The organism is Sphingomonas agri (assembly GCF_038148795.1).
GTDB lineage: Bacteria > Pseudomonadota > Alphaproteobacteria > Sphingomonadales > Sphingomonadaceae > Sphingomicrobium > Sphingomicrobium agri.
Genome location: NZ_JBAPEU010000001.1, coordinates 158466 through 183014, shown reverse-complemented (window position 1 = coordinate 183014; position 24549 = coordinate 158466). Strand labels below are relative to the sequence as shown.

General features: G+C 59.6%; 19 protein-coding genes. 13 read left to right on the top strand and 6 right to left on the bottom strand.

What is annotated here, in order from left to right; translation table 11 throughout:
- Positions 1–100: 100 nt before the first annotated feature.
- From V8192_RS00920 to V8192_RS00900, 5 genes are all read left to right on the top strand, one after another.
- The gene (locus V8192_RS00920) at positions 101–1324 is read left to right on the top strand and encodes a hypothetical protein (protein WP_341631184.1); all 1224 of its coding nucleotides are present in this window, start codon (positions 101–103) and stop codon (positions 1322–1324) included.
- 117 nt (positions 1325–1441) lie between these two features.
- Positions 1442–2122, top strand: a complete 681-nt coding sequence (locus V8192_RS00915) for a hypothetical protein (protein WP_341631183.1) — start codon at positions 1442–1444, stop codon at positions 2120–2122.
- A 94-nt stretch (positions 2123–2216) separates the two neighbouring features.
- Positions 2217–2489: a hypothetical protein gene (locus tag V8192_RS00910; protein ID WP_341631182.1), complete on the top strand. Its 273-nt coding sequence runs from the start codon at positions 2217–2219 to the stop codon at positions 2487–2489.
- 391 nt (positions 2490–2880) lie between these two features.
- Complete coding sequence (locus V8192_RS00905) at positions 2881–7827, top strand: AAA domain-containing protein (protein ID WP_341631181.1); 4947 nt, start codon at positions 2881–2883, stop codon at positions 7825–7827.
- Positions 7824–9332 carry a hypothetical protein gene (locus tag V8192_RS00900; RefSeq protein WP_341631180.1) on the top strand — a complete coding sequence of 503 codons (1509 nt, stop codon included), beginning with the start codon at positions 7824–7826 and terminating at the stop codon, positions 9330–9332. Before V8192_RS00905 ends, V8192_RS00900 begins: the two co-directional genes overlap by 4 nt.
- Positions 9333–9767: 435 nt before the next feature.
- On the opposite strand, the gene V8192_RS00895 is transcribed toward V8192_RS00900, so the two are convergent.
- The gene (locus V8192_RS00895; RefSeq protein WP_341631179.1) at positions 9768–11636 is read right to left on the bottom strand and encodes a hypothetical protein; all 1869 of its coding nucleotides are present in this window, start codon (positions 11634–11636) and stop codon (positions 9768–9770) included.
- A 35-nt stretch (positions 11637–11671) separates the two neighbouring features.
- Between V8192_RS00895 and V8192_RS00890 the strand changes: the two genes are divergently transcribed.
- Positions 11672–12421, top strand: coding sequence for a class I SAM-dependent methyltransferase (locus V8192_RS00890; RefSeq protein WP_341631178.1), 750 nt, complete (start codon positions 11672–11674; stop codon positions 12419–12421).
- A 5-nt stretch (positions 12422–12426) separates the two neighbouring features.
- Here the strand turns inward: V8192_RS00890 and V8192_RS00885 are convergent, their stop codons facing one another.
- Together V8192_RS00885 and V8192_RS00880 are read right to left on the bottom strand one after the other, a co-directional pair.
- Positions 12427–13167 (bottom strand): SDR family oxidoreductase, encoded by a 741-nt coding sequence (locus V8192_RS00885; protein WP_341631177.1) that lies wholly within the window; start codon positions 13165–13167, stop codon positions 12427–12429.
- On the bottom strand, positions 13164–14660 hold the full coding sequence (locus V8192_RS00880) for a sialidase family protein (protein ID WP_341631176.1): 1497 nt from the start codon (positions 14658–14660) through the stop codon (positions 13164–13166). The genes V8192_RS00885 and V8192_RS00880 overlap by 4 nt, the downstream gene beginning before the upstream one ends.
- 148 nt (positions 14661–14808) lie before the next feature.
- Here V8192_RS00880 and V8192_RS00875 point away from each other — a divergent pair, with 148 nt between their 5' ends.
- Positions 14809–15840: an alpha/beta hydrolase gene (locus V8192_RS00875; RefSeq protein WP_341631175.1), complete on the top strand. Its 1032-nt coding sequence runs from the start codon at positions 14809–14811 to the stop codon at positions 15838–15840.
- Complete coding sequence (locus V8192_RS00870) at positions 15786–16862, top strand: Gfo/Idh/MocA family protein (protein WP_341631174.1); 1077 nt, start codon at positions 15786–15788, stop codon at positions 16860–16862. The genes V8192_RS00875 and V8192_RS00870 overlap by 55 nt, the downstream gene beginning before the upstream one ends.
- Here V8192_RS00870 and V8192_RS00865 read toward each other — a convergent pair.
- Together V8192_RS00865 and V8192_RS00860 are read right to left on the bottom strand one after the other, a co-directional pair.
- On the bottom strand, positions 16859–17689 hold the full coding sequence (locus tag V8192_RS00865) for a sugar phosphate isomerase/epimerase family protein (protein ID WP_341631173.1): 831 nt from the start codon (positions 17687–17689) through the stop codon (positions 16859–16861). The genes V8192_RS00870 and V8192_RS00865 overlap by 4 nt on opposite strands.
- Positions 17686–18063: a VOC family protein gene (locus V8192_RS00860; protein WP_341631172.1), complete on the bottom strand. Its 378-nt coding sequence runs from the start codon at positions 18061–18063 to the stop codon at positions 17686–17688. Before V8192_RS00860 ends, V8192_RS00865 begins: the two co-directional genes overlap by 4 nt.
- A gap of 153 nt (positions 18064–18216) precedes the next feature.
- Between V8192_RS00860 and V8192_RS00855 the strand changes: the two genes are divergently transcribed.
- The 4 genes from V8192_RS00855 (at position 18217) to V8192_RS00840 (ending at position 22125) form a co-directional block, all read left to right on the top strand.
- The gene (locus V8192_RS00855) at positions 18217–20247 is read left to right on the top strand and encodes an outer membrane protein assembly factor BamB family protein (RefSeq protein WP_341631171.1); all 2031 of its coding nucleotides are present in this window, start codon (positions 18217–18219) and stop codon (positions 20245–20247) included.
- Positions 20248–20252: 5 nt separating this feature from the next.
- Positions 20253–21239: a ThuA domain-containing protein gene (locus V8192_RS00850; RefSeq protein WP_341631170.1), complete on the top strand. Its 987-nt coding sequence runs from the start codon at positions 20253–20255 to the stop codon at positions 21237–21239.
- 89 nt (positions 21240–21328) lie between these two features.
- Positions 21329–21769: a pseudoazurin gene (locus V8192_RS00845; RefSeq protein WP_341631169.1), complete on the top strand. Its 441-nt coding sequence runs from the start codon at positions 21329–21331 to the stop codon at positions 21767–21769.
- 26 nt (positions 21770–21795) lie between these two features.
- On the top strand, positions 21796–22125 hold the full coding sequence (locus V8192_RS00840; protein WP_341631168.1) for a hypothetical protein: 330 nt from the start codon (positions 21796–21798) through the stop codon (positions 22123–22125).
- Between the two features lie 4 nt (positions 22126–22129).
- Here the strand turns inward: V8192_RS00840 and V8192_RS00835 are convergent, their stop codons facing one another.
- Positions 22130–22897 (bottom strand): FadR/GntR family transcriptional regulator, encoded by a 768-nt coding sequence (locus V8192_RS00835; protein ID WP_341631167.1) that lies wholly within the window; start codon positions 22895–22897, stop codon positions 22130–22132.
- Positions 22898–23013: 116 nt separating this feature from the next.
- Here V8192_RS00835 and V8192_RS00830 point away from each other — a divergent pair, with 116 nt between their 5' ends.
- The gene (locus V8192_RS00830) at positions 23014–24546 is read left to right on the top strand and encodes an aldehyde dehydrogenase (RefSeq protein ID WP_341631166.1); all 1533 of its coding nucleotides are present in this window, start codon (positions 23014–23016) and stop codon (positions 24544–24546) included.
- Positions 24547–24549 lie beyond the last annotated feature (3 nt).

Below are 24549 nucleotides of genomic sequence, written 5' to 3'. Positions count from 1 at the left end.
TCTCCTGCCGCATTGCAACCGGTTGCAAACTGGCGCTGATTGACACGAGCGAGTAACCGTCTCGCACGCTCCACCGAGTTGCATCAGGAGGAAGGAACGCGTGGCTACGAGCTTCACTCGTGAGGAGTTCTACGAACTCGTTTGGACGAAGCCGATGACACACCTGGCGAAGCAATTCGCAATTTCAGATGTCGCGCTTCACAAGATGTGCAGGAAGCAGAATATTCCTACTCCACCTTTGGGCTGGTGGGCAAAGAAAGCGGCTGGAAAGAAGGTAACGCAAACTTCGCTTCCAAAATTGAAAGATGGAACATCTGGCAAGATCACAATCGCGGGCGCTGACTTAAGCGGAGAACCAGCATCGCTCGCGGAGGCGCGAGAGAAGGCGCGGATCATTGCGGCCACTAACGACGATGAAGCTACCGAGAAGCCAAATCGAATTGTCGAACACACTCTGGGTCAACTCCGAAAGGCAAAGTCCGACGAGAGAGGTTTGGTCGCAGTCGGTCCCCTCGGAGTGATTTCCTGCGAGGTATCGCCGCAATCGATAGATCGATTGGCAATCCTGCTGCCTAAGCTCGTGTGGGCTGCTGCGCGGCAAGGTTTCGCGTTGCAGTCGGGCCAGAGCGTCGCCGTGTTTGAGCGCGACGGTCAATCCGTCGGCTTCTCTATCACGGAGCAAGTGAAGCGCGAGAAGCACGTGCTAAGCGATGCTGAACAGGCGAAACTCGATGCATGGCAGCGCAAACGCGACAGACAAATCGCCAGTCGTTCGTGGGATGATTGGAGCTTTGACCGACCTCGCTTCCCCGAGTGGGATTATCGTCCCACAGGACAGCTCACATTTGAGTTTGAGCACAGCTACTTCTGGGGACTGTCGCCGCGTCGGAGCTTCCGCGACGCTAAGGTTCAACGGCTCGACAATATGGCCGATGACATTGCCGTGGGCTTAGCGGTTTTTGCCGCCGCCAAGATTGAGGATCGCGCAAGGCGGGACGCTGAAGCAAGACGCATCGAGGATGAGCGGCAGAAACGCGAGGAGGCGGCACGTTCGCGGCACATCCAAGAACGACGCTTAGCGGGTCTGACGACCATCCTCGGCGAGCTCGAAGAGATGCAGAGGCTTCGCGGTCTGATCAGGGCGCTGCTCGATCACACCTCCGGGGACGTGTCCCCCCGAGTGTCGATGTTTCTTTGCTGGGCGCAGGACCATCTATCGAAGCGCGAGGCTCTTCTATCGCCGGACGGTATTGAGAAACGTTTCGCGGATTTGCAGTTGTTTGGCGACACCGATGATTACGATTTCAAGCCGTCTCGCTGGTGATAACAAGCTATTGTATTTATGCGATTTTATGTTGCAACCCGTTGCAACCGAAACTTGTAGAAATCGGGCCAAAGATGTGAATATTAGCCCGCCTCCATCAACTCTCTAGGAGGCGAAATGACTAAATATTACATCGGCCAAGAACCAGAAATCTGGAATGAGTTCGCATCATCTCTGAACCCCGTAAGAAGCGAGGTTGAGCGGCGGTGGGAGCGGACCATCTTCCGTCAGTTACTTCCCCGCTTGCGCAGCTCTGAGCTTCGGGTCTGGCTGTTTATTAAAAGCCGAACACTCGATTGGCAGAAGTTCGCGGAAGCGATTTCCATGGACCATTTCCTTGAGGGGATGCGAGACGAAAGGGGCGAGCTAAAATGCACGCCCGACGGTGAACCGATAACGTCCGGATGCGGGATCAAGAAAGAAGACACGGTGCGGACTGCAATGAACAGCTTGCGACGCAAGGGTGCTATTGAAGTGTTTCCGGGCAAGCGTGGGAGCGCCACGCCAGCGAACGTCTACATGCCATTGTCACGCACGCGGCTTTCTAAATGGCTCGTCGAAGCTGGCTCGGGCGTTCTGCCAACCTGCGCACCGTTCGTGTCCGGCGAGCACGTCCGAAGGCTCGACGCAGTCTGGCGGATTACAGCAGTTGAGGAAGGCGTGCTTCGTCTCCGGAAGGTCCTAAGTTGCGATTTCGTGACCCATGAGGAAATTGTAGCTTCTCCGGAAGAGGTCGAGCGTTTGACGCCTGAAGAGTGGAAATCATTCTCCCGGAGAAAACTCCGAGCGGCAGCGTAAGAAAAAGATGGCCGGGCGCGTTGCGGTAGCGACGCGCCCCTTCTGTCTGAGCGTTTCTAATCAGAGGGTTCCTTCTTGAGGGTTTGACCCCCGTTTGCTGGGTTCGCAGTTCCCCGCGCATCGGGGTGGTTCGAGCAACAATCGGGGGGTTCACGCCACCAACAATGGGGGTGCTTCCCACCTTTTTGATTGCAACCGGTTGCAACCGAAAGTTGTTGCAAGCCGCATTTTCGGCGTCACTTTTTCCGGTGGTCTTTATTCGCTGGAGATCACCAGATGCATTGCGGAAGCCGTTTCATATTTCTCGGCTATCAACACCGATGTGCCGATCATGAGCCTATTTTCGAGCGCGGAAGCTTTGGCGTGATCGCGTTCGTCGATTGGGATGAAATCCCTCTGTGCTTCCTCACTGACGAGTGTGGGAAGGTGTTGTGGTGGCAGCCTCAAACCCTCTTCCCCGAAGAGTTCATACTTCTTCGGTATGCACCCATAATCCCGCGCTGTCGGATACCAGCGCCGTATGGTGAACTGGTCGGTCAGCCTTGGTGACGTTGATCTGCCAATGCCCCGGTTGGGATCCTGCCGCCACAGGGGCGGGCGGCTGGTTATCGCGCGCTGCAACCCATCCGGATTCGTTGGAATACGTTGCAGTCTCTCGAAAGCGACGGTCTTGGAAGCACGCTTTCCTATACTTGCGTTAAACCCCAGACATCTGGAATGACATTTCCGGGCGAGTAGTTGCCCGGGGGGGTTATCGCGTGAAGATCATCAACTGCGGCCGCGGGCTGCACGAACGAGAGGTCAAGGGGATCTCGTCACTCGCGGGACTACCTTCCCATTGGTTCGCCTTCACCAACCTCGATTTGGCAAATGCGCCTGGAACTAGTCGCGAAATCGACGTCATTATGGTTGTCGACGATCGCATTTTGGTTGTCGATCTCAAGGATTGGAAAGGCCCGATTGAGAGTCGCGAGGGGCACTGGTTCAACCATGGCCGAGACAACGGGCCGTCTCCGGTCGCAAAAATCGCGCGAAATGCCCGCGACGTCTATCTCCAACTGCAGAGTCATCTGAGGCGCTATTCGAAAGGCAAAAGGGTCATCACGCCCAAAGTTCAGGGCATGGTCGTCCTGACGCAATGTCGTGACCTGTCCGGCATTGCGGAAACCGAGGTTCAAATGGTGATGGGCATCGACAAGTTCGTGTCCTCACTGAAGTCCGTTCCGAAGCGAATCGAAACGTTCGGTAAGGCTCCGCCCGACGCACCCCTGACAAGTACGGAATGGAAGAACCAACTCTTCATGTTCTTCAATGTCAGCAAGGGCATCTTCGTGCCTGGCCGCCGTTCATACGGCGGATTCTTTGCCACATCCGACGCAGCGGTCTTTGAACATCCAAAAGGTATCTATTCTGAGTTCGAGGTTAGTGACGAGCGCCAGTCGCCGACGCTTGGCGTCCTGAGGTTGTGGGACTTCACGAAGGCGGATCCACGATTCCAGACTGAAGAGGGAAGGAGCGAAATAGCTGGCCGAGAACAGGAGGTAATTGCCTACCTGCGGGATCGCTGTGATGACTGCGACCAAGTGATAATCGGAGGCAGGACTCGCGACCCCAATCTAAGCGTCCGCTATTGGGAAGTGTTCGACCGGAAACGCCGCCTGCTACGTTTGATGGATTTCGCGGGCACTGAGCTTTCAGAGCTTACTCGCGCTGATCGCGTGGAGCTGGGGAAGCAACTTCTCTCAGCCCTCGACGCACTGCATTTGGCGGAAGCAGCTCATTTAGATTTGGGACAACACAGCATCTGGGTTCAACGGCCGTCCACCGTGCGTCTCTCGCATTTAATGGCCGCCAGCTACCCCCAAGTCAGAACCTTAGGCGCGGATCGTTTCCAGTTCCTGTCGAGTGATCGCCTTCCGGAGGATGAGTTCGGAGACGCAGGATCTTCCAAACAACGTGACGTATTCCTTGTCGCAACGGCTATTCATCGAATCTTAGTCGGGAAGCTGCCCGCCGCCCCGCTTGGTTTTCCCGAATGGAATAGTAACGCCGATCCAAGCGGAGACTTTGCCGAACTCCACGATTGGTTCGCTCAGGCACTCTCGTGGGATCCAAAGGCCCGCTTCCTAAACGCGGGCGAAGCTCTGTCGGCCTTCAATGCGGCCACGGCGATTCGTCCAAATCCTGCCGAAGTTTTGGAGGGTCTAGAGCGTCACCGCGGCAAGATTCGGAGCCAGATCCAGCTCGTTCAAGCCTTTCCTCCGTCTGAGGTCTTGCGTGACGATGACGCCACTACGCTCTGGAAGTCGCGCCGCGGCGAAGATGATGTTCTTGTCAAAGTTTGGAAACGTGCGGCTTGGGGAGATCAGCAGCGTGAGGGGCCACGCATATTGGACTTCTTGGATCGGGCCACTGAGCTCGCGACTGTTCAGCCAGACGGTTGTGCCAAAGTGCTTGATGCTATGTGGCTCGGAGATGCGATCGTTCTCGTTCAAGCCTGGTATGATTTGCCTAACCTCGAGGCATTCCTCGAGCGCTCCTTTAGCGACTGGACTGAAGAGGCTCGCGTTGATTTCATTGCGGGATTAGCGAACCGAGTTAGTGAGCTTCACGCGGCGCGGCTCGCGCATGGCGACCTCAAGCCAGCAAACATCCTAGTGCGCGCGGATTCGCCCAGCGAGCCCATCATCGTGGATCTTATCGATTTCAGCTCGACCGATGACGGCGAGCGTCTTTCGAGCAGATATTCCCCTGAGTCTGGCGGCCGATACGAACGGGATTGCTTCGCTGTAACTCAGATCGCGGACGAACTCCTTGCGAATAACAAGTCCGCCGCCGCTAAGCGCGTCCTGGCAGCGGCAACACATATACGAACCGACGAGCCAGCGAACTCAACACTGCTCCCGCTCCTTGATGCGGTTCAGGCCGGCGACCCTGTCACGGACGTGTTGCCAGCAATCACAATCGTAAGTCCGCACGCACAATCGGGCCCGCTCCTTCCGGACGAAGGATACTACTATCTACGACGCGCGCCCTGGCGCCGCGCTCTCGTTATTCGCGGCGCTTGCGAAGAGATCGAAATCAACTTGGATGCCCAACTCATCCCTAAACGAGTTGAGCGGCGAGCTCTGGATCAGGGAAAGATACGATCTTTGTCCCGATTTGAGTTCGGCAACATTTCGGGTCGCATCTTCGTCGAGGACGGACCTGCCACTGATCTCTCGCAACTCGCGCCGATCCTGGAGAGAAGTGATGTTCAGGAAGCGCTGACGCCAGCCTCACCCAAGAAGGAGTCAGAGCAAGAGCAGTCGCAGGAGCAAGAGCAAGAGCAAGAGACAGAAGAGGCTGCACCGACCGATCTTCTAGAAGATGACCTGGTCGAGGAAATAGCAGCTGAGCCTGCTCCTTCTGGCCAAATCGATGTGGCGCGTCTGTGGAACGTTCTGGTTGAGTCTGAGCGCGAGCTGATCACGTATGGCCAAGTGTCCGAAGACAGCGCCTTTGATCGTTCAATCACGCGGCACAAGGTGCCTTTCGAGCTGTTGAGCGGGTCTTTCGATTACAACCGTCGCGACCGAGTTCTCGTTGAAAGAGAGGACCGTCACGGAAACTGGAGAGCGGTGGCGCAACTCGATCTTCAGCGCTCAAGACCTGACACACTTTACCTCGAGAGCCTCCGATTTGAGCACAAAAGCGGCGCTCCGCTTGTGGAACAGGGAGACGAGCTTAGGTTTCGCAGCCGCTTCGAGGAGACGAGCCTAGATAGGCGCCAAGCGGCCGTTAAACGGATAACGGGCGGGACATCGCGCGTTCGCAATCTAATCAACGTTTTGGATCCTCGCACGGGCATCTCGCCGCAGCGACTGTCCGGCGCGATTTCGCCTGCCGACCTAGAGAGCCGTTATGAGCTCAATGAGAAGCAGGCCGAGGCGCTTTCCGCAGTTCTTCGAACTCGGCCGCTTGCTCTCGTTCAAGGCCCTCCAGGCACGGGCAAGACCTACTTCATTGCGGCCTTGGTACACGCCGCGCTGACTTCCGGGCTGGCACGAAATGTCTTGCTTGCGAGTCAGGCTCACGAAGCTGTGAACAATGCTGCCGAGGCAGTCCTAAAGCTATTCCAACGCACAGGTGAGGTTCCGAGCATTCTGCGCGTCGGGAACGAGAATGTTGTGTCCGATCCCCTTCTTCCGTTCCACGTAGAACGCGTTGAACAGCTTCAGAAAGACCGCTTCCGCGCAGAGCTTAGAGAGCGGCTCTCTGTCGCTGCGCATGAGCTTGGCATTTCAGAGGAGCTCGGAAGAGAACTGACGCATCTCGAACTTGCTGTCCGCCCTGTGGCTGAGCATCTGCAAGCTTTGACACAGAAAGAGGGCGCTGAAGAAAGGACCTTCGCGCTCCGCGAAACGATCAGGCAACAGCTGCTGCCGCTTACGATCGACCAGGCGATCGCATTCGACGCGCCTGCCGATGATATTGTTTCGCAAGCGGTTGGAGCCTGTCTTGGAAGTGTTCCTTTCGGCGAACGACCAAGCCCAGATCGCGTAGCTCGGTTCCAGGCGGTGGCGGCACTCGCTCGAGATTTTGTGGGAACCGTCTCAACGCAGGAACGAAGTCTCGAAACATTTCTGGCGGGCACCCGCCAAATCGTCGCGGGTACCTGTGTCGGGCTTGGACGCTCCGCGCTGGGACTGACCACCACGCCATTTGATCTTGTAATCGTCGACGAGGCGGCTCGATGCACTGCTAGCGAACTCGCAGTGCCAATCCAATCGGGCGCGTGGATCGTCCTGATAGGCGACCAGCTGCAGCTTCAGCCGCAGCACCCTGAATCTCTGATCGAGGATGTATCAAACCGCCTCAACATAGGGGTCGGGGAAGTTAAGCGCAGCGACTTCGAGCGAGTTTTCGAAACGAAATACGGCCAAGAAGCTGGGCACAGCCTCAATCGTCAATATCGAATGCTTCCGGCGATCGGAGAGATTGTTTCCAAGTCATTTTACGAAGGCAAACTTGTGCATGGGAGGAAGGATCCGATCATAGATGTCGCGGCGCTTCCACCTGAGATCTCCAGTACCGTCACGTGGATCGACACCTCACCGTTAGGCAAGCGCGCGAAGCAATCAAAACGCGATCACCGCAAAAGCCTGACTAACCCGATAGAGGCAGATTGTATTGTTGCGCTCCTCAGGCGTTGGAGTGAGTCTCAGACGTTTGTGGACTGGCTGGAGCAATCGCGAGCGCACCCACACGCGATTGGCATCATCTGTGCCTACGCTGCACAACGAGATCTCTTACGCCGGAAGCTGAGCCTTGCTGCGATTCACCCCATGCTCCGCGGCAGTCTGAAGATCGATACGATCGATAGCTACCAAGGCAAAGAGAACCCGATCGTTATCGTTTCCTTAGTTCGCAATAACTGGGATGGTCCAAGGGAGGACGGCACCGAGACGATCAAGCCGGGGTTCCTGGCAAAGCCAAATCGAATCAACGTGGCAATGAGCCGCGCCATGGACAGACTCATTCTCGTTGGCAGTCGCAGCCGCTGGGGCAGTGCAGGGCCGATGGATCGAATCGTCCGAGAGTTCACGAGGCTCGTGCAGGATGAACAAGCTCGGATAATCAGCGCGTCTGAGCTGCTGGAAGGCAATGTTGAGGACGAGCCTCCGGAATCGTCAGCCGACGGCGCGTTGGAGATGGCCAAATGACGGACAAGACGCGCAATCGATTGACGGTTCGTCCTCACCGGGAAGGCCTCATTGAAGAAGCCGAAGACGGGCCTCTTCCTCTCGCCATTCTTGATCTGAGACTGCCGTGTCGTCGCTTTTTGGTGGACCACAAGATCGCAGAAGTCGGGAAAGTCTCGGTAACTGCAGAGTTCTTGCTTCGGTTCGTGCGAACTATCGGCAGCTGCACAGAAGACGCGGTTCAGTCCTTCTTCGGCTACAGTCGTCGGGAAATGGGCTATGTGCTCAATGAAGTTGAGGAGGCGGACTATATTCAACGGCTTGATGGTCGACTGACGCTTACGAGCACGGGCCACGGGCTGTTCCGCCCAGGCGAAGAGGAACCTCTCATTTTTGAGGTTGAGCGAAAGACTGCGCGAGCGGGATTTGACCTGATTTCGCTTGCTCCCGCCGAGAAGAAATACCTTACCCGGTTCGAAGCCAGTCTGCCTGAGTTACCGCTTACCGATCAGGAGCTGGTTAGCGCCGCGACGGAACGAGTCCCCGTGTCATTCCGTCGCTTCTTTCGGGAGTTCGCGCCCCGCCTGGATCCAACCGCGACCGCGCGGCGAGCACTATACTCAATAGACGCCGTTAGGCCGGAGGACCGCTTCTTTACGCTCGTTCGTGTGCGCTTGGTTTCGAGTGGCCTTAGACCGACGCACGTCGACATAGACCTCTCCGAATGGCGCTCCGATTATGATCTTGCTGACCGTGAAGCGGTTGCACGGAGCATAGCTGACGTAGTTGAAAATCTAACAATCGCTCGCAGGCAAGACGATGGAGAGGCTTATCAGCTACTGGTCGATCTCGCACCGGAGTACCTGAAGGAGTGGACGCGGCGCGATGGTCTGAACGTTCAAAGATTTTATCGGCACGCGTTCACTAGCCAAGGTGATATTCGTGTCGATCGTCAAACTGCACCCGTTGTCGGCAGCATTTTCACAGAAGAAAACGCGCGCCGCTTGTTTGAGGTGGCCTCGTACGGATTGCGACGCACTAAGCGTGCATCGACGGCCCTCTTCTGGGTTGTGCCGCAGGCACCCAAGTGGGGCAGTACCGCGATCATGTCAGAAATGATCGATCAAATTCGTGACCAAATGGTCCGAACAAACGACGATTTGGCCGTTCGTCGCCCTGTCCAGGCAATCTCCCTTTCGGTTGGCTCGCCTGAGCGTTGGCTGAGAGAGGCATTCGATCGATGCCATCAATCTGACTCGCGAGTTCTCCCCGCAGGCTTCGAGATGCTGCTAGTTCCAGGTGCGTTCGTCGCAGCATCCGTCCATGCGCCCGTGGGACAACAGTCGGGAATACCTGTGCCTCTGGGGTTCGTCAGTTTCGATGAGAGAGTAGTTGAACGGGCTGCAGTTCTGCTCGCAAGCAACACAGCGCCGTTTCGATTGGGTGACTTTCTCGAGAAGCAACTTGCAGCACCAGGAAATCTCGTCGAGGAGGGGGCCGCGGAAGCGGGTGGTGACCCAAGCTGAGAAACCGAGTGCTACAAAATCATGCCCCAAAAAGTCTGGGGAGCCTCTGTTTAAGCTATTGAAAAATAATGACGTCTGGCGGGCGGAGGAGTTTCCCTCCGTCTCCGCCAAACCCAATCCGGCGCTGTCCATCCCAGTCCGCAAAAAGGGCAGAAAGCGGCCGTTTCATGCTAGCTCCCGTTCATCCGTTGCCGGATAAATTCGCCGAAGCGATTCGCGATCGCGGGGAACGAATGTGTGAACCGTTAAGTGTGATCGGTCAGGAGGATCCAGCACGTGAAGCCCGGCGGGCACTCGGACGGCCTGGTCTTTACCTTATGGTTGAAGCCGAGCGGTGCGTTGCGCGTCCCCGAAGGAGTGAGATTCTCCTTGCGCGAAGCTTGGTCCAATCCGCCGTGGAGTTGCTCCCTCATTGGCTTCCACAAATGTGAACTCTTAATGCGAGGTTTCGACTGCCGTTTTCAGGGATAAGTTCGCTCTGAGAGGCGGCGCGGCGTTTTGCTGAACTTTTCCGGCGGCCGGGGCGAACTGCGCTGCTTCGTTCAGCGTGAACGGCAGGATCCGGCCGTATTTGGTGAGCTCCGCGAGAACCTCCGGGTCCGATCGCAGGGCGTCCCACTGCTTGCGAAGCCGAAGCTCGAAAGCACTCTTTGGAAGCGGCGTCCCGTCGCGTTGGAGAAGAGCAATTGCAGCATCCCGATGACTTTCGTCATTCAGTGCGCGGACGAGTGCGTCGCGCGCGGCACTGATATCGCCGATACATAGCCTCAGCTTAACCGAGCTTTCTGTGTCACCCATGCCAGTGGCGATCGCCAGCGAACTGCCCGCATCTTTGTCCCGTCCAAGTTCGTGCAGAATGCACGTGCGTTCCAAGTGCATCCCAATGAGCGCGTCAGAGTTCACGGACTGCCGGTTACGCTCAGCCTCAGCAATGGTGCGATCCATTAGATCTAGGGCCCGTTTCGGCTCCCCCATATAGAGGACATATCTCGCTTCATTTGCGGTGATATTGAGTGTGTTTACGTCCTCACCGAGGGGCCACGTTCGCTCGGCGGTTGCGTAGAGTGCTCGAACATCGTTCCATCTGCCCAGCTTTCCCAGTGCGGTGGCAACGCCAGACACTCGAAAAATGAGCTCATAGTCTCGAACTTTGTCGAGGTGACTGAATACTGGAAGGATGTCGTTGGCGACTTCGGAATACCTGCCCGCTGTCAGGAGAGCATCCAGATATGTCGCGGCCGCTTCGGGCGCATGACTGGCAGACCAACGTGAACGTGCCTCGGTCAGGTACAGCTCCCATTGACGAGCCAGCTTGGGACCTGCCCACTTCTCCAGGTCGGGCCAGAGAGCGCGATAGCGATTGCTGGCCAGCATCGTGTAAGTCTGACGTGGCTCGAGCAGTTCGGGCACAAGCGCTCGAGCGCCAACGAGATCGCTCTTGCCAAGATGCAGCTTGATCGCCTGAGCCGCCAGTTTTGATCGAGCGTCGAATGTTTGACCTTTCCAACCGATCGCGAGCATGCGGTCGCATAAGGTCTGAAGCCTACGGTCGTCGTTCGCCGCCTCAAGGCGATGAACGAGATTGGAAATATCGTAATCGTCGACGTGAGTTTTGACGCCATCAGGGTCGACGTCAGCTGCACGAAGCAGAAAGTCAGCCCCTTCGGCCGCTTTGTCCGAGTATGCGTAAGCCTCCATGGCCGCAATGAGTGGGGCGCTATAGCCGGGCAACAACCGGACGGCCTCATCGGCTGCGACCATCGCACCTTCATTGCGATCAGCGTCCAGCAGCAATCCCGATCGGACCATTTGTACGTAGCCGCGGAACTTCGTCGGCTCGAGATCCTTGGCGAGAATGTAATCCAATATCGCGAGGCTCTCGGCCTTGTTTGCTTCCTTCCCCATCCCCGTTCGCAATGCGTCATTGAGCAGCGATTGCTCCGCAGGTGTCATCAGCTCTGTCGGGTTAGGAAGATCCGAGGCGCGTGCCGGGGATGCGAAGGCCAGCGGCGCAAAGAGAACTCCGGCAGAAACAACGATGATTTGACGCACCAGCACGGCTCCTCGGGAAATGAAGCGAGCGTCGTCGAAACTACGGCTGTTCCCTCCTTTGTCTAGCCGCGGATTTCTAAGCCGAAAGTCTGCAACGGAGATGTGAACATTAGTCTTGGTCTCCAGAATCTTGGTCCGGAATATCGTTCCGGACAGCTCACGATCCAGGCCAGTTGGTGAAAAGCAGGCCCCAGCAAAACTTTTTAACGAGAGAGAATTTCGGTGAGTGTGTAGATTGCGGGCCAGCTTCAAGAACCGCGACAAGCGCGGAGCTTCAGGAGGATTTGATGAAGTTCATTCTTTTAAGAGCAGTCGCCCTGGCATCTGTCGGTTCGGTAGCAATTGCGGCCAGTATCATCGCGGTCGCCGCAGCGCCCAATGCCGGCGCTTTCACTCAAGTCCTCGCCGACCCCATAAGGCCCGCCGAAGACGTCGCTCGGGATGCTGATCGAAAGCCTGCCGAGCTGCTCGCTTTCGCCGGCGTCAGCAGGGGCATGTCAATCGCCGAGCTCGCGCCGGGAGGGGGCTATTTCACCCGAATCCTGACGGGAGCGGTCGGTCCGGCCGGCCATGTCTATGCAATCACGGCCAGACCGTCCCCGGCGCTTCAGGAGCTTGCCCAGAAGCGTTCCAACCTCACCATCGTGGCGGCTTCACCAGGGACCATCCCGGTGACAGGCAAGGTCGACCTCGTTTGGACGACGCTCAACTATCATGACTTCAAGAACAGCAAGCTGCCGACGGGCGACGCCGCTCAATCCTATGATGCCGAGGCGTTTCGCGTTCTGAGGCCTGGCGGGATCTACTTTATCGTCGACCATGAGGCCGCCAAAGGCGCTGGTGCCAGCCAAACGTCGACGCTGCACCGGATCGAGGATCCCGTCGTGCGCCGCGAGGTCCAGGCTGCCGGATTCAGGCTTGCCGCCGAAAGCAATCTCCTGCGTCATCCTGCGGACGACCACACGGCCAAGGTCCAGGAGACCGGCATTCGCGGGAAGACCGATCAGTTCATCCTCAAGTTCCGCAAACCTGGCTGAGTTTCTTAGAACTCCTGTCTCGTCGGCCTGTAGAGAATCTCGTTGATGTCGATCTCGGCGGGCTGAGCGATCGCGAAAGCTACGCAGCGACCGAATGAGTCAGCCGGAACTGCGGTGTCGGCATAATAACGCTCGAACATTTCGGCAGCGTCGGGTTCGGTGATGCTGGAGGCGAGCTCGCTGCTGACGGCTCCTGGAGAGATGACCGTCACCCGGATGTTCCAGGGTTTCACTTCCTGGCGCAGTCCTTCTGAAATGACGCGGACTGCGGTCTTGGTCGCCGCGTATACCGACGCGCCCGGACGCACCTTGTGGCCCGCAACCGACGAGACATTGATGATCTGGCCGCTCTTCTTTGCTTGCATGTGCGGGAGGGCCGCCGCGATCCCGTGGAGGACGCCCTTGATGTTGACGTCGATCATCCAACTCCAATCGTCGACCTTTAGCCGATCGAGCGGGGAGTGCGGCATGACGCCTGCATTGTTGACCATCACATCAATTCGACCGTGACGTCGGATCGCATGGTCGACGAGATCGCGCACGTCTTCAAAACAAGTGACATCGGTTCGGACCGCGGCATCCTCATCGAGCGAAAGCTCCCCCGCAAGGTCGCGCAGCCGCTCCAGGCGGCGTGCTCCCAGGACCAGGCGTGCGCCGTTTTTCGCCAGCTCACGAGCGGCGGCCGCGCCGAGTCCGCTGCTCGCCCCGGTGATGACGACGACCTTGCCAGCGATATTGTCGGTCACCGCGCCGGGAAGGCCGAGAGCGGGACCCGCCCGTAAAACACGCCCTGGAAGCCTGCGCGAGAATCGCCCCAGACCATGTGCATGTTCGCCCCGTCCATCGAGAAATCCTGGATGTCGTCGCCGAAGCGGCCCGCATTGCGCAGTGGGTTTAATCCTGGCGAGCGCGCGTGACTGACGCGAAGGGGGCCCGTGAAACCGTGGCCCCCGTCTCGCGATATGGATGCCCAGATGTCGTAGCTCTGATCGGGGTAAATCGCGCGCCACATCACTCCGAGCACCCCGCCGCGCGAATATTCGAACGCCTGCTTGCTCGTGCTCGTCGAGCCGGGCGCTGTTCCTGCCGGGATGAACGGGCCCCATGTCGCACCCCAATTCTCGCTCACCGAAACAGACAGGCTGGGCCCGTCCGCCTGCAGCATTGCGATTCGGCCCGTCTTGGTCGGATCGATGGCAATCCGGCTAAGGCCGATCGAGGGCTGCGGACCAGGCCCGATGGGGGGAACGGCGACGTTGCGCAACACGCGATAGGCGAAGGACCGGCCCCGATCATGGCTCAGTCCGAGAACCGCACAGGGACATCGAGCGTGCTCGGATGCCGGGACCCGGCTTGCGATGTACGTCACTGCGACAACGCCATGCCCGGCGCTCATCGACAGGCCGCGGCTCAATTGGGGCCATTGGCTCGAATCCCACGAATAGACGGTGCCGAATGTCCGACCGCCGTCAGTCGAAGATGTGAGATACGCCTGCGAGCGGCGCTTGCCAGGCTCGGCGCCGACCTCCGTCAGGCCCCCGCCGGCCTGCGCATAAATCACGCCCGTGCTGTCATCGATATAGGTGAAGGGGCGGTCCCAGGGAGAATTGGACGCCGACTTGCCACCCTTTGGCCAAACGCCCGAAATGGGTTTCAGGCCCGGGGCAAAGCGATTGAGCTGAAAGTCGCTCACCAGCTGCACGACCGCCCCCCAGCTCTTCCCCTTGTCTCTCGACATCATCATCGCCGACATGCCGAGGTCGTCGGGGTCGATCGTCTGGCGCGGCTCGCAGCCGGCGATGAAAGTCCCATCCCTGGTTACGTCCGCGAATGCGTCCGGGCAGCGGGTTAGCTGGCCCGAGAGGATCGGAAGCTCGCCGACGGCCCAACTCGCCCCTCCATCGTGCGTGACTGCAAGCCACGTGATCGTCGAGCGGGGGATCGAATGATAGAGCTCGGTCGAATTCTGCGTCGCGGCTTTGCCACCGACCTGCTGGATGTTCCCCATGGCAACGGCGATGATGTTGTTGGAATTGGTGGGGTCGACCGCGATCATCGGCTCCCCCGCGCCGCGGGTGGCATCGCCAAGAAGTAGGTATTCGTCCGAAGCGGCAGGCAAAGCAGCGCCTCCCGCCCTGGATGCCGGACCATCCTCATCGGGATCTGCCTGAGCAACAGCGATCCCGGAGAGCGCGATGAGCGAAGCAGCGGTAACCATCAGACAGGCACGCTTGATCATAGGTAAGTCTCCCCTCGAGCGAAGCTCGGACGCCCGGCCCGCCAGGCGGGTGCATAGCAAAGTATTTTGTCCGACAAAATGATTGACTGAAACAGGAGAAGGTGGAACGTTCGAAACGCAGGTCACCTTCTGGGAGAGGGGTCAGTCCATGAATAAGCTCGTGGCTTTCATTGTCGCGCTGGGCGTTGGTCAATCCGGTGTTTGCGCGCAGGTACCGACTGCGCCGGTCCTCGGCCCCGACAAGGATGCCGATGGCCGCCCGCTGCCCTTTGGTCGTCAGCCGGTGCGTCCGTACGATCAGCCGCTCGGCTCGGGCCCTTACAAGGCGATCATGGCGACAGACGCGGGTCTGCCCGCGCACGTGCTTTATTATCCGAAGAATATCGCAAGGTCAGGCAAGCTCCCCATCGTCGCCTTCGGCAATGGCGCGTGCATCAATGCCGGCAATCGATTCCGCTATTTCCTGACCGAGATCGCGAGCCATGGTTATCTGGTCGCAGCGAACGGCGTCATGGCTAGTGACAAGCTCGAAGTTGGGCCGCAGGAGAACCCGGCGGTGCGTGCACCCGGGAGCCCGCCTCCTCCGCCGCCCACTCCCGAACAGCGTGCGGCGAACGCACGGCGGGCGCCCGGCACGACAACCAAAGAGCAGCTGATCGAGACGATCGATTGGGCCGGCCGCGAGAACGAGCGCAAGGGCAGTCCATTCTATCACCGGCTCGACACGTCGAAGATCGCGGTCATGGGGCAGTCCTGCGGCGGCGTGCAGGCGCTGAACGTCGCCGGCGATCCGCGCATCACGACACTGATGATCTGGTCGAGCGGTGTCGGGATGATCCCGAACAACCCGACTGATCCATCAGCGGTGCTCGGGACGATCCATACGCCGATCGCCTATGTCCACGGCGATGCGCAGCATGACGTCGCTTATAATGCGTCGATCGACAACGTGCGCCGGCTTGGCGACCGCAAAATTCCGGTGTTCGGTGCGTGGCAGGACAATATGACGCATCTTGGAACCTACGGGCAGGAAAATGGCGGCTTCTTCGCGACAATTGCGGTTGCCTGGCTCGACTGGCGACTGAAGGGAAAACAGGCCGCCGCGGCCATGTTCCGGGGTGCAAAGTGCACCTTGTGCACGGGGCCCGGCTGGCACGTGACGAAGAGCGGCATCGACTGAGCAGTGATCCGATGGGCGTCCTTGGCGGCGCGAATATCGCGGTTGAACGGACGATCCCGGCGATCGCGCAGACCAGCATAGCCCAGTGCGTCGCAATCGCTTCGCGCGATCGAAGTCGGGCACAGGCGATCGCCGCGGATTTAGGCATTTCCCGTGCCTACGGAAGTTACGAGGAGTTGCTCGGCGAGGCTGACGTGGATGCAGTCTACATCCCCTTACCCAACCAGCTTCACGTCGAATGGGCCGAGCGGGCGCTAAGGGCGGGCAAGGCTGTCCTGTGTGAAAAACCGCTATGCCTTTCCGCGCATGACGTCCGGAGATTGATCCGTGTTCGCGATGCATCCTCCGGCCTCATCGAAGAAGCACTCGTCTTTCGAAACCATCCCCAATGGGAGTTTATCGGGGAGGTGCTGGCTTCCGGCGGGATCGGACGGCCGCTCGCGGTGCAGGGCACGATCGCAAAGCAGTTCCTGAATCCAGCCGACATCCGAAACCAGCCCGGCCTCGGCGGCGGTGCCACCTACGATCTCGGGACCTACGTGATCGCCGCCTGCAACCTCGTATTTGGGCGTCCGCCACTCCGCGTCTGCGGGGCGATGGACATTGATCCCAGTTTCGGCGTGGATCGACTCGTCACGGCGATCCTGGACTATGGCGAAGCCCACGCAAGTTTCACGGCTGGTTCGCAGGGCGGAACTGCAGCGTGGGCGACCCATCAGCAATTTTCGATCCTCGGTTCGAGCGGATGGCTCCGCGCCAACTTTCCCTACGCACAGGCGAGGCCTGCAAAATGCGCAGTGGAGATGGGCGATCTTACGAGCGTTGGTGCCTTTCCCACGGAAATCCGCGAGTTCCAGGCGGTCAATCAATACGCGCTTCAGATCGAGCGCTTCTCGCGCCTGATGGATGGGAAAGACCTCCGCCACTGGCCAATCGAGGACTCGCTCATAACCCTCGAGGTCATCGAGGCACTCTTTCGATCGGCCCGTGACAAGGCCTGGGTCGAACTCAAATCAATCTAGCGCGAGCCGGCGATGCGGGCGCTTCTTGCCTTTTCGACCAGAGCCCTTGTCGCCTGAAGTGCACGCGCTGCCCGCTCCTCGTCGCTCGTCTCAGCTGCGAGCCGGCTGTTTGGGATCTCGATGGCAATGTCGATGTCCGAGGGCAGCTCCAGAAGCAGGCCGAGCAGGTCAAGTCCTCCAGCGCCGGGCTCGAGACGGTCCTCCCGAGCCGCGAAGATCAGGCCTTCGACGCTATCCGGTCCCGCCGCGGGAGCATCCGAAATCTGGATGAAGTGAAACCATTCGGGCGGAAGATCTCTGAGGTCTTCGAGACGGCAGTCCGAGCGGTAGAAGTGCAATGTATCGACGACGAGCCCTGCGTTACCGCGGTTCGCGGCGCGCAGCAGCTCAACCACGTCCTCAACGCCCCGCATCCTGGTCCATGTGAGGAACTCGACGTCTGCCGTCAGGGAATAGGCTCCAAGGACATCGCAAAGCGTGCCGAAATTGTGGACGAGCCGTCCCCAGTCCGGATCATGGGCCTGGCTGAGAATGTGACGGACGCCGAGCTCGGCCGCGACCTCGAATGTTGAGCGCAGGGCAGCGACGTCGAAATCGGGAGTGAGACGGACGAGCTCCACGTCGAGAACGCCGACACCGGTCTGCTGCATCGCCGCTCGCGTCTCGCGAAGGAGCTGCGGGTCAGTGGCAAGCGGCCATGCATCTCCTCCGGTGACTTCCAACAGGCGCAGGCCGACATAGTCGTAGCCCGCCGCGGCCGCGATGCGGACGAGCTCGGGGGGCGAGGCGCGAAGAGCCGTGAGCTGCGCGAGCGAATATTTTGTCATGCCGCCTCGAACAACAGCTCGATCCGCACTCCGTCGGGGTCAAGCAGGTTGATCTGGACAAGATTCGCGCCGGCAAACTCGCTTTCCTGATAATCGATACCCATCGACCTGAGCTTCTCGCGCCAATTTTCCGCATCCGAGCAGGCAAGAGCGAGATGGTGCATTCCTGCATGCTCGCGGCCGTCCGCAGCCGCAGCGTCCGTGCGCTGCAAGTGAATGCACGGGTTGCCATGTTCGTCGCTCATCCAGACGTGGTCGTTCGAATGCGGACGCGTTGCAGCGGGACCCGGCCTAAGACCCAGGATGTCGCGATAGAAAGCGACGCTCTCTTCCAAATCGGTGCTGCGGATGTTCACGTGAGCAAGTTGGGTCATTGCAGTTCGTCCAGGGGAGGGAATGTTCGTATAATGTACGACAAAATACTTGACCATTCCTTGGGATAAATGCGAGCGTGATCACGCGCTGAGCAAAGAGGGATCAGGCGGCCGCAGATTCGCACCGCCCGTTGAGGTTGTGAAGGGCAGCAAATGGAGAATTCACGTAGCGCCGGACTGAACGTCCGAGCCGGTTCCGCTCTTGTCGCGATCGCGTCGTCGATCTCGATTGCAGCTGCGCCGGCGGTTGCTTCCCCGGCGGACGACTGGCCGACGGCAAACCGGGATGCCGGTGCCTCGCGCTATTCACCTCTGGCTCAGATCACGCCGGCCAATGTCGCCACGCTGCAGCCGGCCTGGATTTTTCACATGAAACCTGCCGGGGCGGTGGCGACCGGCCCCACTGCGGCTGAACGCCAGCAGGCACAGGCCGAGCAGGTGGGCGGGCCCGGGCAGAACGCGCCCGGTGCCGCTGCCGGACGAGGGCCTGGCAGCCCGTCTGGCCCCGGAGGTCCGGCCGGACTTTTCTCGAACGGACGCTTCACTGCATCCGAAACAATCCCGCTCGTCGTTCACGGCGTCATGTACCTGGGAACTCCCTATTCGCGCATCGTCGCCTTGAATGCGGCGACTGGCCGGCAGCTCTGGGTCAGCGAGCTTCCAAAGGGCGTCAATCCTGCGACGCGCGGAATGGAATATTGGGCGGGTGACAGGACGTCGCCGCCGGCGCTGATTTTCGGAACCAGCGACGGGAAGCTCCGATCGGTCCGCGCGTCGGATGGGTCACCATACCCCGGCTTCGGCACGAATGGGGTCGTTGAACTTCGCACGCCCGACGTCATGGTCGGCGGTCCCAACAAACCCTATTCCCTGACTTCTCCGCCGATCGTTTATCGAAACGTCGTGATCACCGGCTCGTCCGTCGGCGAAGGGATCGGTGGCTCGAGGGGCGATGTTCGCGCCTGGGACGCGCGTACGGGCAAGCTCCTCTGGACCTTTCGTTCATCGCCCGACGCGGGCGAACTGGGCGGCAACAGCTGGGCGAACAACAGCGGCCATAACCGATCAGGCACCAACGTCTGGGGGCTCATGTCCCTCGATCCTCAGCGCGGCATCGTCTATCTGCCGTTCGGCGCCCCCACGAGCGACCGGATTGGCGTCGACAGGCCCGGCGACAATCTGTTCGGCACGTCGATCGTCGCGCTGGATGCGGCCACCGGCAAATATTTGTGGCATTTCCAGCTGGTCCATCACGACCTGTGGGACAATGATGCAGAGTCGGCTCCGACACTTCTTGATGTCAGACACGGAAACGAGACGATCCCGGCAATTGCCGTAACGTCGAAAAATGGCCTGTTGTTCATCCTGGACCGGAGAAACGGGAAGCCCGTCTATCCGGTTGTCGAGCGGCCGGTTCCCAAGAGCGATGTGCCGGGCGAGATGGCCTCGCCAACGCAGCCATTTCCAACCAGGCCCGAGCCGCTCGCGCGGATGAGCTTCAGCGCGAACGAAGTCTCGGACCTGACGCCCGAGCATGAGCAGTTCTGCCGCGATCTCGCGAGCAAGGTGGCCTTTGGCGGTCCCTTCAATCCGCCGACCTATAACCGTCCAAGCGTCTATTTTCCGGGCACTCTTGGAGGGGTGAACTGGGCGGGCGGCTCCTTTGACCCGAAGCTTGGACTTTACGTCGTCAACGTGTTCGAGCTCGGCCAGATCATGCAGATCGCACCTGACGGCAAAGGCTTCTTCACCAACCGCGGGCCGCTCAACGGCCGGTTCTGGGAGCCCAAGACGCGGCTCCTTTGCGAGAAGGGACCGTGGGGACAAATGGTCGCCGTGAACGTCAACACGGGTGAGATTGCATGGCGATCCACTCTCGGCGTTTCGGACAATCTTCCGCCGGACAAGCAATTGACGGGCCGGCCCTCGATCGGCGGACCCATCACCACTGCGTCTGGAGTGACCTTCATCGCGGGCACCGACGACAGCCGTATCCGAGCCTTCAACACCCGCACAGGAAAGGAGCTCTGGACCTACAAGCTTCCTGCGCCCGCGCATACCAATCCGGTCACTTACTCGGTCGGTAGCCGGCAATATGTCGCGATCGTATCAACCGGCGGAAGCTTCCTCGCGACCCCGATCGAGAGCGACCAGCTGACCGTGTTCGCGCTGCCGCGGAGGTGATGGTGATGCGATCCATCTCACTTGTTCTCGCTGCGGCCCTTGCGGTTGCAGCCTCGCCGGTCTCCTCGCAGGTCGGTAACCCCGGGGGAGCGGTCAACGACAATCTTGGCAGTCCCGAATATGGGGTTTGCCGCGGTGTAAATCCGCGCTGCTTCCACGACTGGCCGCGGGAAAAGACGACGAAATATCGGGTGCTTCTTTACACGCACACGGCGGGTCCCCGGCACGCTGCGCTCGGAAAGCCGCTGGGGCCCGGCATTAATCCAACGCTTGGTCCGGACAATGTCGTACAGCGCGAGATGCAGCGCATTGCCGCCGAGAATGGCTGGGCGCTGGATTATACCGAAGACCCCGCGCAGATGGTCAACCTCAACGGATATAATGCCGTCGTCTTCATCTCCACTTCGCGCGACAATCTCGACGACAACGGCAAGACGGCACTGCGGCAGTATTTGCGGGCTGGCGGCGGCTTCGTCGGCATCCACAATGCGTTCGGCACAATGTACAACTGGCCCTGGTATGAGGGACTGCTCGGCGGCACCAATTACTACGACCACGGACCTTTCCGACAAGCGGACGTGGTGGTGGTTGACGGCAGGGATTGGTCAACGCGAACCCTGCCCGCCCGGTGGCATTTCGGCGACGAGTGGTACAACCTTGTTCCCTTCCCGACGAAGGTGCGTTTTCTCGCGACGGTCGACGAGAAAAGTTACGGCGCGGCGATCGAGCAGCCGCGCCCGCCCGCGGGTGTATTTCCGGCCGGTTTTCCGCCGCGCATGCAGTCCGTTGTTGGTCATCATCCCGGACACGGGACCTTTCACCCCGTCGCCTGGTGCCAATATTATGACGGCGGAAAATCCTGGCTGACCACCCTCGGCCACGATGCGCGTGCCTATGAAAAGAACAGCGATTTCGCCGGGGCCCAGCAGTTTCAGGCTTTGATCGTCGGCGGCATCAAGTCCGTCATGGGCGAAGCGCCCTTCTGCCAATGACGCGTGATATGTCGGACAATTCATTCACCAACGGCTCAGCCGCCCGTTCGTACATCGAGAACGAACGGTAGGTCTTCAAGGGGACATTCGTGAGGCTTCTTCCAGGGATTGCAGCGTTGTGCGCACTTGCGCTCACTGCCTCTCCCGCGCTTGCCAGGGAGTGGCGCGTGGCAATGGTGAACCACGGTGCCGACGGGATGATGGATTTCACGCCGGCCTTCGTGCGCATCGCTCCTGGCGACAGCGTTCGATTTGTCGCTCAGGACAAAAGCCACAACGCACAGAGCATCCCTGAGCTTACGCCGCCGCGCGGAGCGCTCTTCACCGGCAAGATGAACAGCGACCTGGTCGTGAAATTCACGCGGCCGGGCCTCTATGGGTACAAGTGTCTTCCCCATTTCGCGATGGGAATGGTTGGCCTCGTCGAAGTGGGCTCGGCTCCCAACAAGGCCTCATTCATCTCCTCGCTCGAAAAGTTGCCGCCACTGGCACGAATGCGAATGACGAAGTTCCTGGGCCAGGCGAAATAGCGTCGAATCTAGAGAGGTTGTGTTCCGTGAAGATCAGCCATGCAAACGTCGCGCTTCTCCTCGCAATGCTGATAGCGGGAACTGCGGTTGCCCAGGGCGTGAAGAAATCGGCCGCGCCGCCACTCCCGGCTGCGCCCGCACCAGGTCAACCCCTAGCCAAGGCGGGTCTAGATCTGGCCCTTCTCCAGGAGCATTGCGCGGCCTGCCATGCGCTCGATACGGTCACCGCACAGAACAAGACCGCCGACGAATGGGCGGAAACCATGGATCGCATGGTCGACCATGGGATGCAGATCACGCCAGAGGACAGCAAGAAGGTGAGCGACTTCCTCGTTGCCCATTACGGGCCGAAATGATCGCCTAGGGCTTGCCGGCGCGCTGTGGCGGCGCGCTCTCGATGTCTTCGCGCGCGTGCGCGATCAGGAACATCATCGCATCGTGAGCCTGGTTGGAGCGCCGCGCTTTGATCGCTTCGAACAGCGTCTTGTGATCGGGCCACGTGTCGCGGTCGATATGCTGTTCTCGCTTGAACTCCGCGACGAACTTGACGGACGCCGAGATAATGCTTGCAAGACGGCAAAGGACGTCGTTGCCAGCGGCCGAGAAAATGGCCTCGTGGAACTGTTCATCGGCAAGCTCGCCTTCCGGACTGTCGCGGTCGCAGCGGCGCATTTCCTCAAGCGCATCTTCCATCGCCGACAAATCCTGGTCATTGCGCCGCTGCGCTGCAAGCGATGCTGCAGCAGGCTCCACGATTGACCGCAATTCGAACAGCGCATCACGAAAGCTCGGCGCCGGGCCGCTCGATAGCGTCCAATCGAGGACGTCAGGATCGAGCATGTTCCAGCGACTTCGTTCTGTAACCAGGGTCCCGGCCTTCTGACGGCTCTCGACCAGTCCTTTGGCGGCCAGAATGCGGACGGCTTCGCGATAGGCGTTGCGCGAGACTTGATGCGACTGGCTTGCGACGATTTCACCGGGCAGGCTTTCTCCCGGCCGATATTCGCCGGAGACGATTTTTGTCCCGATCTCGCGGGCGAGCGACTGGTGCAGGCGCGTCTTCAGTTCCTCCGTTGGACGACGCGTAATCTTGCGGGGACGAGGGGTTGCTGGTCGCGTGGGATGCATCGTTTGATGTTATGGGCCGCAGCAGGTGATGTCGAGAACGAGCATGGGGACGATCAGGGGTTGAATCTGACTCGACAAAGATAATGTAGTACAATATTCGCTGAGCGAGGGAAGAGATGCCAGCTTCGACAGAGACAAAAACCGCCCGTGAGGCCGAGCCCGGCACGGCGAGCGCCGGAGCACTCCGCCGCTACGGACCCTATATCGCCGGCGCCGAGCGCGAACCTTTGTCCGGCGATTATTTCGAAACGCAGGATCCCTATTCCGGCAAGACCTGGGCGCTGATCGGACGATGCGGACCGGCAGACGTCGACGACGCCGTCGCCGCGGCGAAGGACGCATTCGACGGCTGGTCGGGATTGAGGCCGTCGCAGCGCGGAAAGATCCTGCGCACGTTTGCCGACGCGATCATCGCCAATGCCGATCTGCTTGCGGAAATCGAACGCCGGGACAACGGCAAGCTCGCAGCCGAGGTGAACGCTCAAGTCCGCTATCTGGGAGAATATTTCCACTACTATGCCGGTCTTGCGGACAAGGTGCAGAGCGCCGTCATCCCGACCGACAAGGAAGGGGTATTCGCCTACACGGTCTATGAAGCCAAGGGCGTCGTCGCGATCATCACGCCGTGGAACTCGCCGCTGACGCTCACCAGCTGGAAGCTTGCCCCCGCGCTTGCTGCTGGCTGCACCGCAGTGATCAAGCCTTCGGAATTCACTTCCGCCTCCATGGTCGAGCTCGCGGCCATCGCGACGCAGGCGGGCGTCCCGCCCGGAGTGATCAACGTCGTCACCGGCTTTGGGCCGCAGGTCGGCGAACCGCTCGTCAGTCATCCCGACGTCGCGCACATTGGGTTCACGGGCGGAGAGGCCGCAGGCCAACGGATCTACGAAGCTGCAGCGCGGGGAATGAAGACCGTTACTTTGGAGCTTGGCGGCAAGTCGCCGAACATCGTGTTCGATGACGCTGATCTGGATCAGGCGGTCAAGGGCATCGTATCGGGGATTTTCGCCGCGACCGGACAAACCTGTCAGGCGGGGTCGCGGCTGCTGGTGCAGGAGAGCATCCACGACGAGGTCATCAGGAGGCTGATCACCTTCATCAAGGATGCGAAAATCGGAGACCCCGCTGATCTCTCGACTCAGATCGGACCGGTCGCCACCAGGCCGCAGTTCGACAAGATCCTCTCGTACATCGAGATCGCCAAGAAGGATGGAGCAACGCTTGCCTACGGCGGCAACGCGCGGGCCGATATCGGATCGGGCCAGTTTGTCGAGCCGACCATCTTCACGGACGTCGACAACAAGATGCGGGTTGCTCAGGAGGAGATCTTCGGGCCGGTCCTATCGGTGATCCGCTTCACGGACGAGGATGATGCCGTCCGCATCGGGAACGACGTCGCTTATGGTCTCGCAGCGGGCGTTTGGACACAAAGTCTCAAGCGGACGATGTTTGTCGCGGAGCGCCTCAAGGCGGGCACCATTTACGTCAACAACTACCGGGCGACGAGTTTCACCTCGCCCTTTGGAGGCTTCAAGCGGTCAGGCATCGGCCGCGAGTCCGGTCCCGACGCGATCAAGGATTATCTCGATACAAAGACCGTGTGGCTGTCGAGCGATCTTGATGTGCCGAACCCGTTCATCAGGCGCTGACAA